This window comes from uncultured Nitrosomonas sp., assembly GCF_902826915.1.
GTDB lineage: Bacteria > Pseudomonadota > Gammaproteobacteria > Burkholderiales > Nitrosomonadaceae > Nitrosomonas.
This window is the reverse complement of sequence record NZ_CADEGP010000033.1, coordinates 1-16,715: the sequence shown is the minus strand read 5'-3', so window position 1 is coordinate 16,715 and position 16,715 is coordinate 1. Positions and strand designations below refer to the sequence as shown.

Sequence of the window (16,715 nt, the reverse complement as noted above, 5' to 3'; positions counted from 1 at the left end):
GCATGTTTCTCGAGACAAATTAAGAATCAGCAATAGACTATTATAAAACTATGACTTATCTGTTCAATAATCCAGAAAATTTTGCAGACGAGCTGATTGAGGGATATGTTGCGGCACACCGCAATCTAATACACTTGGTTGAGGGTGGCGTAATCCGCAAGCACAAGGCCAAGCTAGGCCAAGTCGTACTTGTTATTGGTGGCGGTTCTGGACATTACCCTGCCTTTGCTGGGTTTGTTGGTTCGGGATTGGCACACGGCGCAGCCATGGGAAACATCTTTGCAGCACCATCGGCACAACAAATTTGTAATGTGGCGCAGGCTGTGGATGCAGGTGGCGGTATTTTATTTTGCTACGGCAATTATGCTGGAGATGTAATCAATTTCAATCAAGCGCAGGAACGGCTTTGCGCGATGGGTATTGACGTCCGGACAATCATTGTAACCGATGACATTGCTTCTGCACCTTTGACTGAAAAACATAAACGTCGCGGTATTGCCGGCACTTTACCAGTTTTCAAAGCTGCTGCTGTTGCCGCAGATTCTGGAAAATCGCTTGATGATGTTTTTCGCATCGCAACTGATGCCAATGATCGCGTGCGAACACTCGGCGTGGCATTTTCTGGATGCACTCTGCCTGGCGCCAATAAGCCATTGTTCGAAGTTACAAGTGGAAAAATGGAAGTTGGCATGGGAATTCATGGCGAACCTGGTCTCTATCGCATCAATGCACCAACTGCTGATGGCTTGGCAGACATGTTGGTCAACAAATTACTCGCCGAAATCCCTTCGATCATCGTCAACCCTGATGGCGCACGTATCGGTGTAATACTGAACGGCCTTGGCTCTGTGAAATATGAAGAATTATTTGTCGTCTATCGCCGAGTTGATCGATTGCTATTCGAGCGCGGGTTGACCATCATCGAACCCGTAGTGGATGAATTAATCACCAGCTTTGACATGGCAGGTATCTCTCTTACGTTATTCTGGATGAACGATGAACTGGAGCAAACCTGGATTGCTGCTGCAGACACACCTGCATTTCATAAGGACAACATCGCTCGCTCCAATGAATACACATTCAAAGCAGATCAACTTAACGATAAACACCCAGTGGAAATGGGCTCTATGGACTCAAAATCCGCTGCAGCAATAGTTTTTGTGGCGCTTAAGGCTGCTCGCAAAGTGATTAACGAAAAAAGCGAGGAACTTGGGAGATTGGATGCTATCGCTGGAGATGGCGATCATGGCATAGGTATGCAACGTGGAATAACGGCAGCGGTTGTAGCAGCACAAGAAGCGCTTGATGCCAAATCAGGTGTTGGGACATTACTTACAGTGGCTGGCAATGCCTGGTCGGATCGAGCTGGTGGCACATCTGGCGCCTTATGGGGTGTTATCCTCCGCAATCTAGGCAATGCTCTGGGTGATGAAGCCGCACCCCAAGCATCAACAATTGCTGTCGGCATTGCTTCAGCGCTTCACGATGTAACTAATCTCGGAAAAGCACAGTTGGGTGACAAGACGCTTGTTGATGTTCTTCTTCCATTCTCAGCAGCGCTTGCTACGGCGGCTTCACAAGGACTTTCGATTGCCAATTCTTGGGCCGTTGCAACCGATATTGCAAATGAAGCAGCCCAATCCACCAAGAATCTTCTACCTAAAATTGGTCGCGCACGTCCCCATGCGGTGCAAAGCCTCGGCACACCCGACCCGGGAGCTATTTCGATGGCTCTGATCATTTGCGCAATTGGAAAAACAATTGGCCGTTTCTGAAAGCATACAAGTATCTGATAAAAATGATAATGCTATTTCCAGGACAGCGGTGACTATAGCTGTAGTTGGTGTCGTAATTGATAAGATCCCTGCACAACTTCCCCTCACTATTCGATAATCCACTAAAATATCGTCGCATAAAAGATCATTGACGCCAAAGATGCACGCACCAATGATAGTGACGCGCTTGCACAGGCAGCTAGCTCTTCATGGATTAGGAATTGCATTGCTACCCACTTATACAATTGGCCTGGAATTACAAAAGGGGCAACTCCAAACGGTGCTGCCGGAATATCTATCGGTAGAGCGTCATATTTATGCCTGCTATCTCCCTAGCAGGCATTTGCCCATAAAGATACGCGCTTTTATTAATTTCCTGTCAGAATACGTTGGAGATATACCTTACTGGGATAAATCTTTAAAATAGACCAGCTGCTGCCCAACCAACTCCATTTTTGACAATACATATCAGTTAAATTATGAAGATAAAAAATTCAATCGAGATCAAGCTTCTATCATTACAGCCACAATTTCTAGAAGTGCTCAATGAAAGTCACAAGCACAATGTGCCAGAGGGGTCCGAATCTCATTTCAGGGTGACGATCATTTCTAATGAATTTAATGGAAAAATGCTTTTAACTCGCCATCGAATGGTCAACAACATCCTGGCTGATGAGCTTCATTCTATTCATGCGCTTGCCATGCACACCATGACCACAGAAGAATGGATTGAAAAAAGCGGGAAGTTAAATGAATCCCCTCCGTGCCTTGGTGGTTCAAAAATCAAATAACCTTGTAATAACATTTTTTCTTACAGTAATTAATCAATGCAGTAACTCAAGCCTCTAGCGTATCTCGACAGAATATCTAAAGTTAATTGTTGACCCGCTCCCTGAGATACAACACAACAATCTGGAATTATGTACTAATAACTCATTCTGCAACCGCCATTCCAACCCAAAAATATAGAGATACATTTACATTTCCGATCGAAATGAGGATTAAGAATCTGCTGTCTTTTCAAAATAAAGCATCCCGCCGCAAGCAGCGAGGTATTAAAAGCGCTCTTCAGACTGTCGGTTTTCAACCAGCCTTCGCCCCAAGGAGCGAGGAATTAAACCCGGAAGAGATTAAGCGAGACCTTTACAAAATTCAACGAATTTCCAAATTCGTTACAATTTCTTATTTTTTTGTGTGTGGAAGAATATCTTTTAGTAATTTTCTTGCTGAAATCATGCGAACAATCACTTTTATCGATGATTATCGGCTCAGAAGGCGCATTTCTCCTGTGATTGCATCAGCGCAAGCTCTTCCGCTGATAGCGGAACCGGTCGGTAGTATGCTGTTTAGCGTGCCACATCCAGTAGCTGACATTGCCTCACCAGCGGCAGTGCATGAGTTGTCCAATCTTGGCGTGAAGTATCTTGAGGTCAGGCTCAGCGGTCTTTGCTTTTGAACTACTCCCGAATACATTAATTGCAGATTCCTGTAACGGCTGTTTCCATTCCGAAATCTGATTCGGATGCACATCGAATTGTTCCGCTAACTCAGCTAGTGTCTTGTCACCCTTGATCGCCGCTATGGCCACCTTGGCTTTGAATCCCGCTGCGTGATTCCTTCTCGTCCTTCTCATACTCTCGCTCCTCTGTTTGTCGTCAATTTCACGGCTTGGGTTGAGCAAGATTACCACTTAAAGAACTGTCCGAATTTGCGAGGCTACTTCTCTTGCCCACTTACTCATCCATATTTTTTCCGGTTTCTTCGCCTCCGGCTATGTGCACGTCTCGCCTCTGCTTCTGTCGGTGGAGCAGGCTTTTTATCAGCGTAGGGATTATGACCAATCTTAAAATCAACCCGTAATGGAGTACTCCATAGCTTAAAAGTCTCACGAAATGTATTCTCCAGATATCGCCGATAGCTTTCTGGCACATGATTCAGCATACTGCCATGCACAATAATCAACGGTGGATTAGATCCGCCCTGATGCGCATACCGCATTTTGGGACGCGACATGCCTCCACGTGGCGGTGGATGTTTTTCAACTGCAGCAATCAAAGCGCGCGTCAACTTTGGCGTCGACAAATCGGCCATAGCCGCCGCATAAGCTATATCTATCGATGGCAACAAATTTCTTATTCCGGTGCCATGTAATGCAGAGATGTAATGCAGTTGCGCAAAACTCAGAAAAGCTAGCTTGCGATTTAAGTCGCTTTTAATAGTAGTGCGCTGGTATTCATCTAACCCATCCCATTTATTGACTGCGATAACCAATGCACGTCCCGTTTCCAGTATGAATCCAGCAATATGAGCATCTTGATCAGAAATCTCGCTTCTAGCATCTAATATTAGTACAACAACATTGGCATCTTCAATCGCTTGCAGTGTCTTAATCGCGGAGAATTTCTCTATAGTTTCATGCACCTGACCGCGGCGTCGCAATCCAGCTGTATCAATCAGCGTATATTGCTTGTCTTTATGCGTAAAATCAATGTAAATACTATCTCGTGTCGTGCCAGGTTGATCAAAGGCGATCACCCGCTCTTCTCCTAACAACGTATTGATAAGTGTAGATTTTCCAACATTGGGGCGGCCAACGATGGCAATTTTTGGATGTTTGCTTGGGGATTCTTCTTCAATTTCCGGGAAATCCGCCAATGCTAAATCTGCCAACTCATGGATGTTATCGCCATGCATCGCCGATACCGCACAGGGATCACCTAAACCTAACTCAAAAAATTCCGCCGTGACAACGGCTGTCGCCATACCTTCTGTTTTATTCACCACCAGAAGAATTTTCTGTCCAGATTTTCGCAGCTGCTCGGCAATAATTTTGTCATGTGCAGTTAGGCCCTGCCGACCATCGACAATAAATAGTACTTTATCTGCCTCATCAACCGCCTGCATCGTCTGCCTTGCCATGGCATACAAAATGCCGTCTTTAATGACAGGCTCAAAACCACCGGTATCCATGACTAGATAAGGCTTATCCCCTACTTTACCGGCACCATAATGCCGGTCTCGCGTCAAACCCGGGATATCCGCAACGATAGCATCACGAGTACGAGTCAACCGGTTAAACAAAGTAGATTTACCGACATTAGGACGACCAACCAAGACGAGTATGGGTTTCATGAATATTTGCAGCTTTCGTTCAGGCTAAGTGACATTAATAAAGATATCGCTGAATCATTAAGATTCCAGACGAATTTTGAAAACAACTAAAATTGCGTACTATAAGCGTACACACCACCCTTCGCTGTTTGTATTGCAAACCCATCTGGCAATGGAGAAGCAGGGTTTTGAATCATACTACCATCGGTAGCTGAACGGGCGATTAAAACTCCATCATAGTTCCGCAGCAAATTAACATTTCCTTGATCATCTCCAACAACTATATACTGTCCTTTGATAACAGGCTTCGTTAATTTCTTACTACCAAGTTTGCTTTGCTTCCATACACTGGCTCCACTAAGCAAATCATATGCAGCAACAATACCCTTATCTTCAGTTACATAAACATAATCGCTATCCATTGCTAAGCCCGCGCTGCTAGAAGATTCACGCGTCCAGATTTGAGTGCCATCATTGATAGCAAAACACGCAACGCGCCCTTGATATGCAACCGCGCAAACGAGCCTGTCATTAACCACAGGTGCGCTGGTAATATCCGTCATACGCTCAAGCTCCGTGACACCCCGTGGATGCGAAACGGCAGCTTCCCACCCAACATTGCCATTAAACAAGCTCATCGCCACCATTTTTCCACCAGGGAAGCCCGCAAATACAGCGCCATGCGCAAGTGTTATTCCTGCAGTACTGCGCACCGTTAATGAAGGAGTTGCACCTTGATAAATCCATTTCCGCTTTCCATCAATGGCATCCAGTCCAAATACCCGGCCATCAACAGTTCGCACAACCACAATATTGTTTTGCGCTTGTGGTGGGCTTAAAATTTCACTGGTGACTGACGCTTGCCATAACATATGACCAGATTCGTTATAAGCAAGTATTTCACCTTTAAAAGTTCCAACCAGAATAAGCCCTTCCCCGATACCTACCCCGGCAGAAAATCTATGCTTAGTTTTGACTTGCCACAGCTGCTTGCCAGTCGCTACTTCATATTTTGTAAGTTTCCCCGCCTCGTCGGCTGAATATACGGCATCATTTTCATAGACGACATAGAATGAAGCAATTTCATTTTCACTGACTTTATTTTTCCATTTTAATGGAATTCGATCAACTGATTTTAAAGCATCGAGCTCTTCCTTTTCATAAACGATAACTTCGTCTGTAACAAACATATCCGATAGCTGCGTACTCATTGCTTCAACAATACGCATATTAAATGGATTCATCGAACTACCACAACCTGACAACAACAAAACAAACACTATCAAAAACGTAAATAATCGTCTGAATTTAGTAAGATTCGATCCAACAATTGTTAAATGTTTATTCAGAATTGCCTAGTCCATCCAATTTCATTTGTACGATATTGTAGTAATTATTACTCTTATCAAGCTTATCTATAGCTGCCTGATAACTTAAACGCGCTTCAGAAATTTTCTGGGCAGCTACTTGGATATCCCCTTTACGATCCAAATACAATCCAGTGAAAGCTTCATCATGCCCAGCATCCAGAAGCCTTAATGCTTTATCATACTTTCCTTCATCCAGAAAAACCCCTGAAATTCTCAATCGCGCCAAGTCACGCATCTCGACTTCTGTTGCATGATCAAGAATCCATTGTAAGTTTTGTATCGCACGCTTATTATTTCCTGCTTGAACATCTGCCTGTGCAGCAATCATTGCAGCGCGTGGTGCATAGCCACTGGATGAATAACCTTGCGTGAGCAACTGGGCCGCATCATTAATTTTTTCCGCATCATTGCCTGATTGCACCTGCTTTAACAATGCGTATAAATCTGCCGCCTGCTGTGCTTGCTGCTGCTGATAATAATTCCAAGCCTTCATAGCTCCAGCGGTTGCTAACATCACTGCCAGAACAATAGTGATTGCAGTGCCATACCTGTCCCACCAAGCTTTAAGCCCATCAATTCTCTCTTGATCTTCATGATTATGAGTTGCCATGATACTTCCCTCGTTGATTCTGAGTTATTGTTAATACGAATTTTTCTTATTGATTATTTCAGTAACGCTGTTTAGTTTTACACTTACTTGTTCGATCAGTTCACGTAATGGTTTAATGGTCACTTCTTGCGCACTAAATTCATCATCTCCGATAATCAGTGCATAAACAGCACCAGATGAATCAGCCTTTTTCATTTGAGATTTAAAGCTGCCGTCACCACAATGCAAAATAACATTGAATCCCTCATCGCGAAGAAACTCTGCACATTTCCAAGCATAACCGATAACTTGGTCACTGCCCTGATGAACAATATAAATATCAGGCACAGGCTGGTTAATTTTTTTCCCACATGCTTCTATCAGTAACAACAGTCGCTCTACTCCCATAGCAAAACCGCAGCTCGGAGTAGATTTCCCACCTACCTGCTCCACTAATCCATCATAACGCCCGCCCGCGCAGACAGTCCCTTGCGCACCTAATTTATCGGTCACCCATTCAAATACAGTGCGATTGTAATAATCTAGTCCCCTCACCAAGCGCAAGTTAATTTCATAGTTAATACCTCGCTCACGTAATATTCTTTGCAAAGATTCAAAATGATTGCATGATTCAAGATCCAGATCATCAATCAATTTGGGTGCATTTTCAATAACTCTCTGCATTCTCGGGTTCTTGCTGTCAAGTATACGCAATGGATTGGTATGCAAACGTCTTAATGAATCTTCATCCAAATCGTCTCGATGCTGCTCAAAGTACTTGAGTAATCGCGCACGATGCAATGCACGTGATTCAGTATTTCCCAATGTGCTTATTTCCAGGCGCAAATCCGAGATACCCAATAATTTCCATAAACGGGCGCACATCACGATCAGCTCTGCATCAATATCAGGCCCTGCATAGCCCAGCGCTTCCACACCAACTTGATGAAATTGACGATAACGCCCTTTTTGCGGACGCTCATGCCGGAACATCGGCCCTGCATAATACAGTCTTTGTGGTCCAGCATACAAAAGATTATGCTCAATGGCAGCACGCACGCACGATGCAGTGCCTTCCGGCCGCAATGTCAAACTATCGTTATTGAGATGATCGACAAAAGTATACATCTCTTTTTCAACAATATCAGTTACTTCACCAATAGAACGAATAAATAAATCAGTTTGCTCGACGACCGGGGTGCGGATATTCCGATATCCATAAGTCGCAAGCCACTGCTGCACCGTTTGCTCAAAATATTCCCAGAGATAAGATTCGTTCGGGAGGATATCATTCATCCCGCGAATTGCTTTAACACTATTAGCCATCAGACGACTTTTCTCGGGTACTTCTCACTCACATATTGATCGACGATTGCACGGAATTCATTGGCAATATTGTCGCCTTTTAAGGTTACGGTTTTTTGCCCATCAACAAATACTGGCGCCACTGGAATTTCACCAGAACCCGGCAGACTAATACCGATATTAGCGTGCTTGCTTTCTCCTGGACCATTTACCACACAACCCATCACAGCCAGCGTCATATTTTCGACACCATCGTATTGCTTACGCCATACAATCATCTCATCACGCACATAAGCCTGGATGCTCTCTGCTAATTCCTGAAAATAGGTGCTGGTTGTACGTCCGCATCCTGGACAAGCAGCGACTAGCGGAACAAATGCACGCAAGCCCATGGTTTGCAGAATTTCCTGAGCGACAATCACCTCACGCGAACGACTTCCCCCTGGCTCCGGGGTTAATGAAATCCGAATCGTGTCGCCAATGCCCTCCTGCAAAAGAACTGCCAATGCCGCTGCAGACGCCACAATGCCTTTAGAGCCCATACCCGCCTCGGTCAACCCTAAATGTAATGCGTAATCGCAACGCGCAGCCAAATCGCGATATACGCTAATCAAATCCTGCACACCACTTACTTTACAGGACAGTACAATTTTATTGCGACTAAGCCCAATTTCTTCTGCCTTTGCCGCACTTTCCAATGCCGATGTAATTAATGCCTCCCGCATCACATATTTAGCATCCTGCGGATTACTTGAAGCTGCATTCTCATCCATGATACGCGCCAGCATTTCTGGATCAAGACTCCCCCAGTTAACGCCGATACGTACAGGTTTATCGTATTTACAAGCTGTTTCAATCAGGGTAGTAAATTGCTCGTCACGTTTCTTGCCATGACCAACATTTCCCGGGTTGATGCGAAATTTTGCCAAAGCTTTTGCACATTCGGGATAACTAGTCAGTAATTTATGACCATTGAAATGAAAATCACCAACCAAGGGCACATGGCACCCTATGTCATCCAAGCGCACGCGAATTGTCGCTACCGCTTTTGCAGCTTCCATTGAATTGACAGTAATCCGAACCAACTCAGATCCAGCACGTGCTAGCTGCGCAACTTGCTCTGTAGTAGCGACTTCATCAACCGTATCAGTATTGGTCATTGACTGCACTACGACGGGTGCACCACCACCCAGCATTATAGAACCAACCTGGACACCCACACTGGATCGGCGATTTATCGAGAAACTATTATTTTCAGACATAATCAATTATATTGAGATCTAGAGATTGCAAGTACGCTTACTCAAGCGTAAAGCGCGCAGTTCCATCTTGCTTTTTATAGGAAGAAATATTAACTTCTTTTTTATTATAGGTGAGATTAACGCCCGATGCATTGCCTATAACTATCGATAATGGTCTCTTACCTACAACAATTTGCTCGCTACCACTTTTCATAAGTTGCTCAAACAAAGAAGCGCCCTTGGCGTCTACTACCTTCACCCATGAGTCTGATGTAAATTTAAAATATAAATTACCTGAATCATTAGGTTTTGCGTTCTGCAAGTCAGTAGATTGAGTAATAAGATTCTTTTCAGCTGGGATTAATTCAGTTCTCGCATCTTGTTCTACCGTCACACCTCTCGGATTATTGGTTTCTGATGTCATTGCTGGCAAGTTAGCTACGTTATCTGCAGCTGTCGACATTGGCAATTGGATCTCCATGGACGTGGTGCCTGATTCAGATCGCGCCGTACTAGTTGTCGAGCTGGTATCAGAATCTTTGTTCCATCCACTATTCTCGAAAATAAAATATGTGCCTAAAATAATAACGACTAAAACAATAGCAATCACCAATGGGTTATTACCAGAACTTTCTCGACTTGAGGAAAACGATAACTGCTTATCTTTAAATGGTGTGCGCTCATAGGTTGATATTATTCGAGTTGACTCTGGAAGCAATTGCAATAATTGCATGGAATCCAGTTGCACAAGGTTGGCATAATTACGAATAAACCCACGCAAGAATGTTTTCCCAGGCAGTTTCTCAAAATCCTCGTTCTCGATCGCCTCAATCTGATGTATCGAGAGACGCAATTGCCGAGATACATCCTCAATACTCATATTTCTCGCAACTCTTGCTCTGCGCAGCAAATGTCCGACACTTTGCACAATACCCATAGAATCAATATCATTTAATTCATTTTGGGTTTTTACATGCTCAAGGTTATACACAACACTATTCTGGTAATCACTTCCATCGACATATTCACGATGATGTACGTTTAAATTAGAGGCAATTGAATCAAGTTTGTTGCGCTGTTCTCCAATGACTGATTCGGCATCCTCCGTTTCTATCCTTTGCACATTTTCATGTGTAGTCTCATGCGATTTTAAATTGTCGTGTTCGGATGATTGATTCTCGGTTGTTATATTTAAATCAGGTGTGGTGAAGTCAATATTCTCAGCATATTGATTTACATTTTTATTCTTTTCGTCATTAGTATCTGTCATCTGATCTTTCCTCCTCGAATCGTCATGGCTTCTTTGGATTCAGGAAAATGCTTTTGCAGTTGAAAAATATAACTGTCAACAGCCAATGGATTATCCAAGGCCCGCTCAATTTTTATTGCCAACAGTAAACCTTCAGCTGTAGGTGCATAATTCTGCAGAAACTGAGAAAGTTTAGATTTTGCCTCCGTTAAATTTCCACGCTCAAAATCAATACCAATCAATCCGATGATTGCAGGCGAGTAATTAGGTTGAATCGATAATGCATTTTGAAAAAACAATTGCGCTTCGGTGTATTTCTGACGTTTAGTTTCACAAATCCCCGCATTAGTGTATGACATTTCTGGCGTTGAATGGAGCGGATCTCTAGCAGCCATCATAAAGTGATTGATGGCATCGTCCATACGGTTTGTAAAGCGCTGGCATAAAAACCACCCATAATTATTGTTAATTTCCGGGTTTCTTGGCGCCATTCGAATGGCTCTTTCAAAATTCTCCAGAGCTTTCCCGTTTTCATTTAAGCTCATATTTATAAGCCCTAGCACACTATATGCAGGCGCATAATTCGATTGTGCCTTTAATGCCTCATTAACCTCTTCAATTGCAACATCCAATTGTCCACGATAAAAATATTCAGCCGCCAATTCGGTATGAATTTTTGCACTTTGAAATGCGCGATCTGCCCTATCTTGAATTGGCATTCCGGTTTCTGCATTGTGCTGCACACAGCCATTCAGTCCGATAAAAAATAACAATAAAAAAAATAATGGAAAATTTAATTTCACTGGGTCGTCTCTACTTTTAATCGAGCCGAACGATGCGTTTTATCTTTTACTTGACCAGCAAGCTGACCACAAGCAGCCGCTATATCATCACCTCGTGTTTTTCTGACAGTTGTTACAAGCTCCGCATGCATTAACACATCACGAAACATCTTTACTGCCTCAGTCGATGAACGCTTATATCCAGAATCAGAAAAAGAATTGAACGGAATTAAATTAAACTTGCAAGGAATATCCTGTACTAGCTTCACAAGTTCACGTGCATGCGACACACTATCATTAACACCATCAAGCATGACATACTCAAAAGTTATAAAGTCTCTGGGCGCAGCCGGCAAATAACGTTGACAAGCAGCCAATAGCTCTCTAATCGGATATTTTTTGTTGATTGGAACCAATTGATCACGCAACGCATCATTCGGAGCATGTAAAGAAACAGCCAGAGCAACCGGACAACGCTCACGCAATCGATCAATAGCGGGCACTAGCCCAGAAGTACTCACCGTTACGCGACGCCGAGAAAGGCCATAAGCATGATCATCCAACATTAAATCTAAAGCTGTTACGACATTCTCAAAATTCGCTAGCGGCTCACCCATCCCCATCATGACAACATTAGTAACTGCCTTTCTTGTCTGCGGCTTTGTAGCATCACCGCATGTTCCAAGCATCTTATTTGCGATCCATAACTGCCCGATAATTTCCGCAACAGTTAAATTACGATTAAATCCTTGTTTCCCCGTAGAGCAAAAAGTGCAGGCCAATGCACATCCAACCTGGCTTGAAACACACAAAGTGCCACGGTTAGCTTCTGGAATAAAAACAGTCTCTATGCCATTTCCTGCGCCAACTGATAGCAACCATTTATGCGTTCCATCGGCTGCTGCATAATCGGACATAATCAATGGCAACTCAATAACTGCTCGCGTCGCAAGCTTCTCTCGCAAACCTTTTGCCAGATCACTCATTAAATCAAAATCGACTATACCAAACTGATGAATCCAGCGTAATAATTGCCTTGCACGAAAAGGCTTTTCACCAATCTCGGTGCAAAAATCAACTAAGCCTTTCCCATCATAATTTAGCAAATTAATCGACACGATTTAAATGTCCATTGCCTTTATTGAGAATAAATATTAAGTGTGGGAAAAAAACAGGCGATTTCAGCTGTTGCAGTTTCTGATGCGTCTGAGCCATGCACCGCATTAGCATCAATGCTATCAGCAAAATCAGCACGAATAGTTCCTTTTTCTGCTTTTTGGGGGTCGGTTGCACCCATTAAATCGCGATTCTTCTTAATAGCATCCTCTCCTTCCAGCACTTGTACCATCACAGGCCCGGATGTCATAAAATTAACCAAATCGTTAAAAAACGGCCGCTCACAATGTACTGCGTAAAACTGCTCCGCATCAGATTGTGATAAATGTATCATGCGTGCGGCAATAATTTTTAAACCGCTTGATTCAAAGCGGGAATAAATCTGCCCAATCACATTTTTTGCAACAGCATCCGGTTTAATAATTGATAAAGTTCTTTCAATTGCCATTTTTAATAAATACCCCAATAAATTAATAAATCTAACATTACATTTTAACAAAATATGTATCCAGTCCGCAAAAACACATAGCTTCTGTCTTAAATAAACAAACTATTTTGATAAGAATTTTTCATCTGTCGATGACAAAAACTATGGCTCTATCACAAAAACTGGATAGCCCATTGAATTCCAATCCTTAATGCCTCTACGGTAATAAAAAACACTAGTCCATCCCCATCCAATTGCTTTCTCTACCGCAATTGAACTACCCAGGCACGAAGTGCCATTACAATAAATGACAACAGATTGATCCTTTTTTACAATTGCACTCAATCTCTGCTCATCAAAATCACTTTTTACAGAAAGATGATACGCGCCAGGAATATGCCCCATCCTATAATCATTCAAGCCTCTGACATCAAGGAATAAATATCCCTTATCGAAAAATAACTTAGCAGTTTCTGTGCTAATGGTACGAGCACCTTCAACACTTCCCGGCGAAAAATCATTAGCCTTAGATATATCGACAACGAGAAATGTTGCCATTAACAGCGCTGAAAAGACTTTGTTCATTTTAATTTCTTAGTATAGGCTATTCAAAATAAAACTGTAATTTTCTTCGAATTTACCTAGATTTGCGACACTCACGAAAATATTTCTTATTTTCATAATACGATTCATGACAATTATCTGCATCCCACTCTGGATAACCTAATAATGGGATTGGTGTTAAATCAGCACTGGATGATAATGCGCAAAGCAAAAATTGCTCTAGCATTAAATCAGCAGAGTTGAGCTGGCTCAATAAATCTTGCAGAAAAAAATCTTTCTTCACCTCAAAAATAATTGCTTTACCAGTCATGCCTATATAAGGGTTTAATGCTTTCTCGTACATTCCATGGCCAAAAACAAAAAATCGCATTGATGATAATAAGACAGTACGCTGGCACCAAAACAATTCTTTCCACTCAAAGTCTTTTATCAATTGAATCAATAACTCATCACTGCTAATGATAATGACACCGGACTCATCGAAAAGTGTTGCCGCATCTCTTAACGCACACCTATTCACAACTTCAACCGACAACTCAGATAATTGCGCTTGATAATGCAATTGATTGAGCGCAGATTTAGCACGTGGAAAGATCTTCCACACTAAGGCATTAAAAAAATCATGCCAATTATTGGCTCTAGTCTGCACTTGACCGGTTAAGTAAATTTTCAATTCATAATTTTGCTCATGGCGATGTTTTCCAACTACCTGAGGTATAAAGCAAATAGACTTACCTGATCGAGTATATATTCGTTGATTTGGTACAGAACATAATTTATTAAGTTCATTATGCTCAGGCCAGCGCTGCAAATTTGAGATATCTTTTCTCAAATATAAAAACGGCTCGAACATAGGTGAAAGATTCATAAAACTTGAATCCCAATTGCGCATATTCACCACCGATTAAGAAACTTAAATAAAGAAAGAAGTTTGCTTGAGTAGCTAAAGGCAAATTTTTATTGATTAATATTTTCTTTTGCCACTTCTTTCATACGCAAATATTTTAGATGCTCTAATCCAAAATGAATAAAAGCAAGTGCAGTAAAAATTGGAGCCAATAAATTAATAAAAGGTATAAACTGCACCAAGCCTGTCAACAATCCCAACCCCCATAATGAATATCTGTTTTCTGAACAAATTCTATTAATTTCGTACTTAGTAGCATGCTCCGCTAATGCATCATAGCGAAATAATTGTTGATTCATAAAAGCTGCCGCCACGAACGGGATAATAACTCCTACACCAAAAGCCCACAATGGCAACGAAACTATCCAGATAAATATAAAAATAACGCTGGCCATTATTGCATTAACAATACTGCCGCTTATAGAACCTCCATTCTCGCGCTTCAAATCAGGATAGAAACGGCGCGCCACTAAATTGATTAGTGCTGGTAACACAAATATAGCTGTAATAACCAGTGTCGTAACAATTACAAGAGGAATAAACATCAATAGATTAAATAAGCCCAGAACTAACGATGCAATCCAATCTGGTTCCAAATTGCGCAACCACTCGCCAATACCAATTTCACCCAGAATCTGATAAATTATTTCAGAAAAATTATTCTGAAAAATGAATCCGACTATCAGCCAAAATAGCACTGAAGCTATCAATGGCCACACAATAGTCCAGGCAATTCCTAAACGAAACAAGTCACGAAATGCGCTTACAATGGCTTTAAATACTATAGACATTTAATTGCTAAAAAAGGCAATACATATTGTTCACGACAGGCGATGATATTAACATGACAACGTGAATCCAACTGCATTGACACCAACAATGAGAAATATATTTTCTTTAAAATTTCTAAACTCCCTACCAACTATCGCCGTAATAACCTAAACTGGGTTATCGCAAATTATTTACTTTAATACTCCAGAGCCTTAGCAAACTCTTTAATTCTAAAGTTCTTAATAAAGATGTCGATAAGACATTCAATGAATCTGTTATGAGGTATAAAAATGAAAATAGATAAGTCTTTACAGCCAGTATCAACTGTATCTGTTAATGATGGAAAAAGACGTGCAGATATCACGCCGAATTCGAATACAAGTCAAGAAAATAGTGTGCATTTGAGTCCAAATGCTGCGAAACTGCAAACAATTGATAGTAGTTCTGCAAGTGGCTCGATTGTAAATACAGCACGTGTTCAAGAAATAAAACAGGCGATCAGCGAAGGAAACTTTCAGATTAATCCGGAAGCTGTTGCTGATCGGCTACTTGAAACAGCAAAAGAACTGATTCAATCCAAAAAAGGCGCTGCGTAATGTTTTTGCAGCAAGATATTGCACGCTTTATGAACGAATTGAAAGCTGAAAGTAATTCACTACGCACTTTTATAGAAATCCTTAAAAAAGAAGAAAGCGCTCTTATTGCAGGAAAATTAGAAGATATAGATTATCTTACTTCTGACAAAACAAAATTGATTCGAGAATTAATACAAAGCGATGATCGTCGTAATGTTTTTTTCCATAAAATGGGACTATCTTTAGATAGGAAGAGTATAGACTCTTGGTTAAATGAATTAGCTGAACAAAATTCTGAAATAAAAACTCTATGGAAAGAGTTATTAAACCTTGCCAAAACAGCGCAGCAATTTACACATTCTAATGGATTGATTATTGCAAACCGACTGCAACACAATCAACAGTCTCTCGCTGCGTTGCATAGTGCAGCAGGCAATGCAGCACTCTATGGACCTAAAGGTCAAACATATATTTAATTTCATGACAAATTCTTACAATATGATCCGGCGGATTCAAGTAATAAGTGCAATTAAGTTACGCAGCAAGTAAATCAACTTGCAGCCCTAAAAACAATTTGTTTGGTGACTAATTTCCCCTGGTTTTCCAGGGCCGGTTATTCAGTCTGTCCATGACTTGTCTAATCTGTTCATCAATCACCTGATTAAAGTCGGTTTCTTTTGGAAGGTATTGTCTAATCAACCTATTCGGGCTTGACCTGGCGGACATTCCAGTTAAGAGAAAATAGCTTAACTGGAGGAAGAAATGATAACGAGAAAGCAATATACAAAGGAATACAAATTAGATGCAATCAGTCTGGTATTGGATCAGGGTCACACGACGCCAGAAGTATCTCGAAACCTTGAAATCACGCCCAATATATAGAGGTGGTCACACTTGATTGGACAGTTTTTCCCATATTTTAAGTGGAAATCT

17 protein-coding genes and 2 pseudogenes are annotated in these 16,715 nt (G+C 41.8%); 6 read left to right on the top strand and 13 right to left on the bottom strand.

The window, feature by feature from the left end:
* Nucleotides 1-50: 50 nt before the first annotated feature.
* From QZV86_RS07485 to QZV86_RS07475, 3 genes are all read left to right on the top strand, one after another.
* The gene (locus tag QZV86_RS07485) at nucleotides 51-1,775 is read left to right on the top strand and encodes a dihydroxyacetone kinase family protein (RefSeq protein WP_295625666.1); all 1,725 of its coding nucleotides are present in this window, start codon (nucleotides 51-53) and stop codon (nucleotides 1,773-1,775) included.
* Nucleotides 1,776-1,947: 172 nt separating this feature from the next.
* The gene (locus QZV86_RS07480; RefSeq protein WP_295625663.1) at nucleotides 1,948-2,202 is read left to right on the top strand and encodes a LysR substrate-binding domain-containing protein; all 255 of its coding nucleotides are present in this window, start codon (nucleotides 1,948-1,950) and stop codon (nucleotides 2,200-2,202) included.
* Nucleotides 2,203-2,254: 52 nt separating this feature from the next.
* Complete coding sequence (locus QZV86_RS07475) at nucleotides 2,255-2,566, top strand: BolA/IbaG family iron-sulfur metabolism protein (RefSeq protein ID WP_295625661.1); 312 nt, start codon at nucleotides 2,255-2,257, stop codon at nucleotides 2,564-2,566.
* Nucleotides 2,567-3,055: 489 nt separating this feature from the next.
* Here QZV86_RS07475 and QZV86_RS07470 read toward each other — a convergent pair.
* The 13 genes and pseudogenes from QZV86_RS07470 to QZV86_RS07410 all read right to left on the bottom strand — a co-directional run.
* Nucleotides 3,056-3,408 (bottom strand): annotated as a pseudogene (locus tag QZV86_RS07470) (transposase); the annotation flags it as partial.
* A gap of 104 nt (nucleotides 3,409-3,512) precedes the next feature.
* Nucleotides 3,513-4,907: a ribosome biogenesis GTPase Der gene (gene der, locus QZV86_RS07465; RefSeq protein ID WP_295625659.1), complete on the bottom strand. Its 1,395-nt coding sequence runs from the start codon at nucleotides 4,905-4,907 to the stop codon at nucleotides 3,513-3,515.
* 86 nt (nucleotides 4,908-4,993) lie between these two features.
* Complete coding sequence (bamB, locus tag QZV86_RS07460; protein WP_295625685.1) at nucleotides 4,994-6,166, bottom strand: outer membrane protein assembly factor BamB; 1,173 nt, start codon at nucleotides 6,164-6,166, stop codon at nucleotides 4,994-4,996.
* Between the two features lie 61 nt (nucleotides 6,167-6,227).
* Nucleotides 6,228-6,866, bottom strand: coding sequence for a tetratricopeptide repeat protein (locus QZV86_RS07455; RefSeq protein WP_295625655.1), 639 nt, complete (start codon nucleotides 6,864-6,866; stop codon nucleotides 6,228-6,230).
* A gap of 30 nt (nucleotides 6,867-6,896) precedes the next feature.
* A complete protein-coding gene (gene hisS / locus QZV86_RS07450) occupies nucleotides 6,897-8,171 on the bottom strand; it encodes a histidine--tRNA ligase (protein WP_295625652.1) in 1,275 nt (424 codons plus the stop codon).
* Nucleotides 8,171-9,412 (bottom strand): flavodoxin-dependent (E)-4-hydroxy-3-methylbut-2-enyl-diphosphate synthase, encoded by a 1,242-nt coding sequence (ispG, locus tag QZV86_RS07445; protein ID WP_295625649.1) that lies wholly within the window; start codon nucleotides 9,410-9,412, stop codon nucleotides 8,171-8,173. Before ispG ends, hisS begins: the two co-directional genes overlap by 1 nt.
* A gap of 37 nt (nucleotides 9,413-9,449) precedes the next feature.
* Complete coding sequence (locus tag QZV86_RS07440; RefSeq protein ID WP_295625648.1) at nucleotides 9,450-10,661, bottom strand: helix-turn-helix domain-containing protein; 1,212 nt, start codon at nucleotides 10,659-10,661, stop codon at nucleotides 9,450-9,452.
* A complete protein-coding gene (gene pilW, locus QZV86_RS07435; protein WP_295625644.1) occupies nucleotides 10,658-11,443 on the bottom strand; it encodes a type IV pilus biogenesis/stability protein PilW in 786 nt (261 codons plus the stop codon). Before pilW ends, QZV86_RS07440 begins: the two co-directional genes overlap by 4 nt.
* The gene (gene rlmN / locus QZV86_RS07430) at nucleotides 11,440-12,540 is read right to left on the bottom strand and encodes a 23S rRNA (adenine(2503)-C(2))-methyltransferase RlmN (RefSeq protein WP_295625641.1); all 1,101 of its coding nucleotides are present in this window, start codon (nucleotides 12,538-12,540) and stop codon (nucleotides 11,440-11,442) included. The genes pilW and rlmN overlap by 4 nt, the downstream gene beginning before the upstream one ends.
* Nucleotides 12,541-12,560: 20 nt before the next feature.
* Nucleotides 12,561-12,986, bottom strand: coding sequence for a nucleoside-diphosphate kinase (gene ndk / locus QZV86_RS07425; RefSeq protein ID WP_295625638.1), 426 nt, complete (start codon nucleotides 12,984-12,986; stop codon nucleotides 12,561-12,563).
* 141 nt (nucleotides 12,987-13,127) lie between these two features.
* On the bottom strand, nucleotides 13,128-13,550 hold the full coding sequence (locus QZV86_RS07420; protein WP_295625636.1) for a rhodanese-like domain-containing protein: 423 nt from the start codon (nucleotides 13,548-13,550) through the stop codon (nucleotides 13,128-13,130).
* 52 nt (nucleotides 13,551-13,602) lie between these two features.
* Nucleotides 13,603-14,421 (bottom strand): DUF3025 domain-containing protein, encoded by an 819-nt coding sequence (locus QZV86_RS07415; protein WP_295625633.1) that lies wholly within the window; start codon nucleotides 14,419-14,421, stop codon nucleotides 13,603-13,605.
* A 65-nt stretch (nucleotides 14,422-14,486) separates the two neighbouring features.
* Nucleotides 14,487-15,227: an EI24 domain-containing protein gene (locus QZV86_RS07410; RefSeq protein ID WP_295625631.1), complete on the bottom strand. Its 741-nt coding sequence runs from the start codon at nucleotides 15,225-15,227 to the stop codon at nucleotides 14,487-14,489.
* Nucleotides 15,228-15,497: 270 nt separating this feature from the next.
* Here QZV86_RS07410 and flgM point away from each other — a divergent pair, with 270 nt between their 5' ends.
* From flgM to QZV86_RS07395, 3 genes and pseudogenes are all read left to right on the top strand, one after another.
* Nucleotides 15,498-15,803, top strand: coding sequence for a flagellar biosynthesis anti-sigma factor FlgM (gene flgM, locus QZV86_RS07405; RefSeq protein WP_295625628.1), 306 nt, complete (start codon nucleotides 15,498-15,500; stop codon nucleotides 15,801-15,803).
* Nucleotides 15,803-16,258 (top strand): flagella synthesis protein FlgN, encoded by a 456-nt coding sequence (locus QZV86_RS07400; RefSeq protein WP_295625625.1) that lies wholly within the window; start codon nucleotides 15,803-15,805, stop codon nucleotides 16,256-16,258. Before flgM ends, QZV86_RS07400 begins: the two co-directional genes overlap by 1 nt.
* Before the next feature lie 286 nt (nucleotides 16,259-16,544).
* Nucleotides 16,545-16,661, top strand: a pseudogene (locus tag QZV86_RS07395) (transposase); the annotation flags it as partial.
* Nucleotides 16,662-16,715: the final 54 nt, after the last annotated feature.

What these genes read in the sequence shown, in the direction of transcription:
- hisS (WP_295625652.1), bottom strand. Translation starts at nt 8,171, where the DNA reads ATGGCTAATAGTGTTAAAGCAATTCGCGGGATGAATGATATCCTCCCG.
- QZV86_RS07480 (WP_295625663.1), top strand. Translation starts at nt 1,948, where the DNA reads ATGATAGTGACGCGCTTGCACAGGCAGCTAGCTCTTCATGGATTAGGA.
- QZV86_RS07400 (WP_295625625.1), top strand. Translation starts at nt 15,803, where the DNA reads ATGTTTTTGCAGCAAGATATTGCACGCTTTATGAACGAATTGAAAGCT.
- flgM (WP_295625628.1), top strand. Translation starts at nt 15,498, where the DNA reads ATGAAAATAGATAAGTCTTTACAGCCAGTATCAACTGTATCTGTTAAT.
- ispG (WP_295625649.1), bottom strand. Translation starts at nt 9,412, where the DNA reads ATGTCTGAAAATAATAGTTTCTCGATAAATCGCCGATCCAGTGTGGGT.
- QZV86_RS07440 (WP_295625648.1), bottom strand. Translation starts at nt 10,661, where the DNA reads ATGACAGATACTAATGACGAAAAGAATAAAAATGTAAATCAATATGCT.
- QZV86_RS07455 (WP_295625655.1), bottom strand. Translation starts at nt 6,866, where the DNA reads ATGGCAACTCATAATCATGAAGATCAAGAGAGAATTGATGGGCTTAAA.
- QZV86_RS07415 (WP_295625633.1), bottom strand. Translation starts at nt 14,421, where the DNA reads ATGCGCAATTGGGATTCAAGTTTTATGAATCTTTCACCTATGTTCGAG.
- QZV86_RS07485 (WP_295625666.1), top strand. Translation starts at nt 51, where the DNA reads ATGACTTATCTGTTCAATAATCCAGAAAATTTTGCAGACGAGCTGATT.
- QZV86_RS07475 (WP_295625661.1), top strand. Translation starts at nt 2,255, where the DNA reads ATGAAGATAAAAAATTCAATCGAGATCAAGCTTCTATCATTACAGCCA.
- ndk (WP_295625638.1), bottom strand. Translation starts at nt 12,986, where the DNA reads ATGGCAATTGAAAGAACTTTATCAATTATTAAACCGGATGCTGTTGCA.
- QZV86_RS07420 (WP_295625636.1), bottom strand. Translation starts at nt 13,550, where the DNA reads ATGAACAAAGTCTTTTCAGCGCTGTTAATGGCAACATTTCTCGTTGTC.
- der (WP_295625659.1), bottom strand. Translation starts at nt 4,907, where the DNA reads ATGAAACCCATACTCGTCTTGGTTGGTCGTCCTAATGTCGGTAAATCT.
- QZV86_RS07410 (WP_295625631.1), bottom strand. Translation starts at nt 15,227, where the DNA reads ATGTCTATAGTATTTAAAGCCATTGTAAGCGCATTTCGTGACTTGTTT.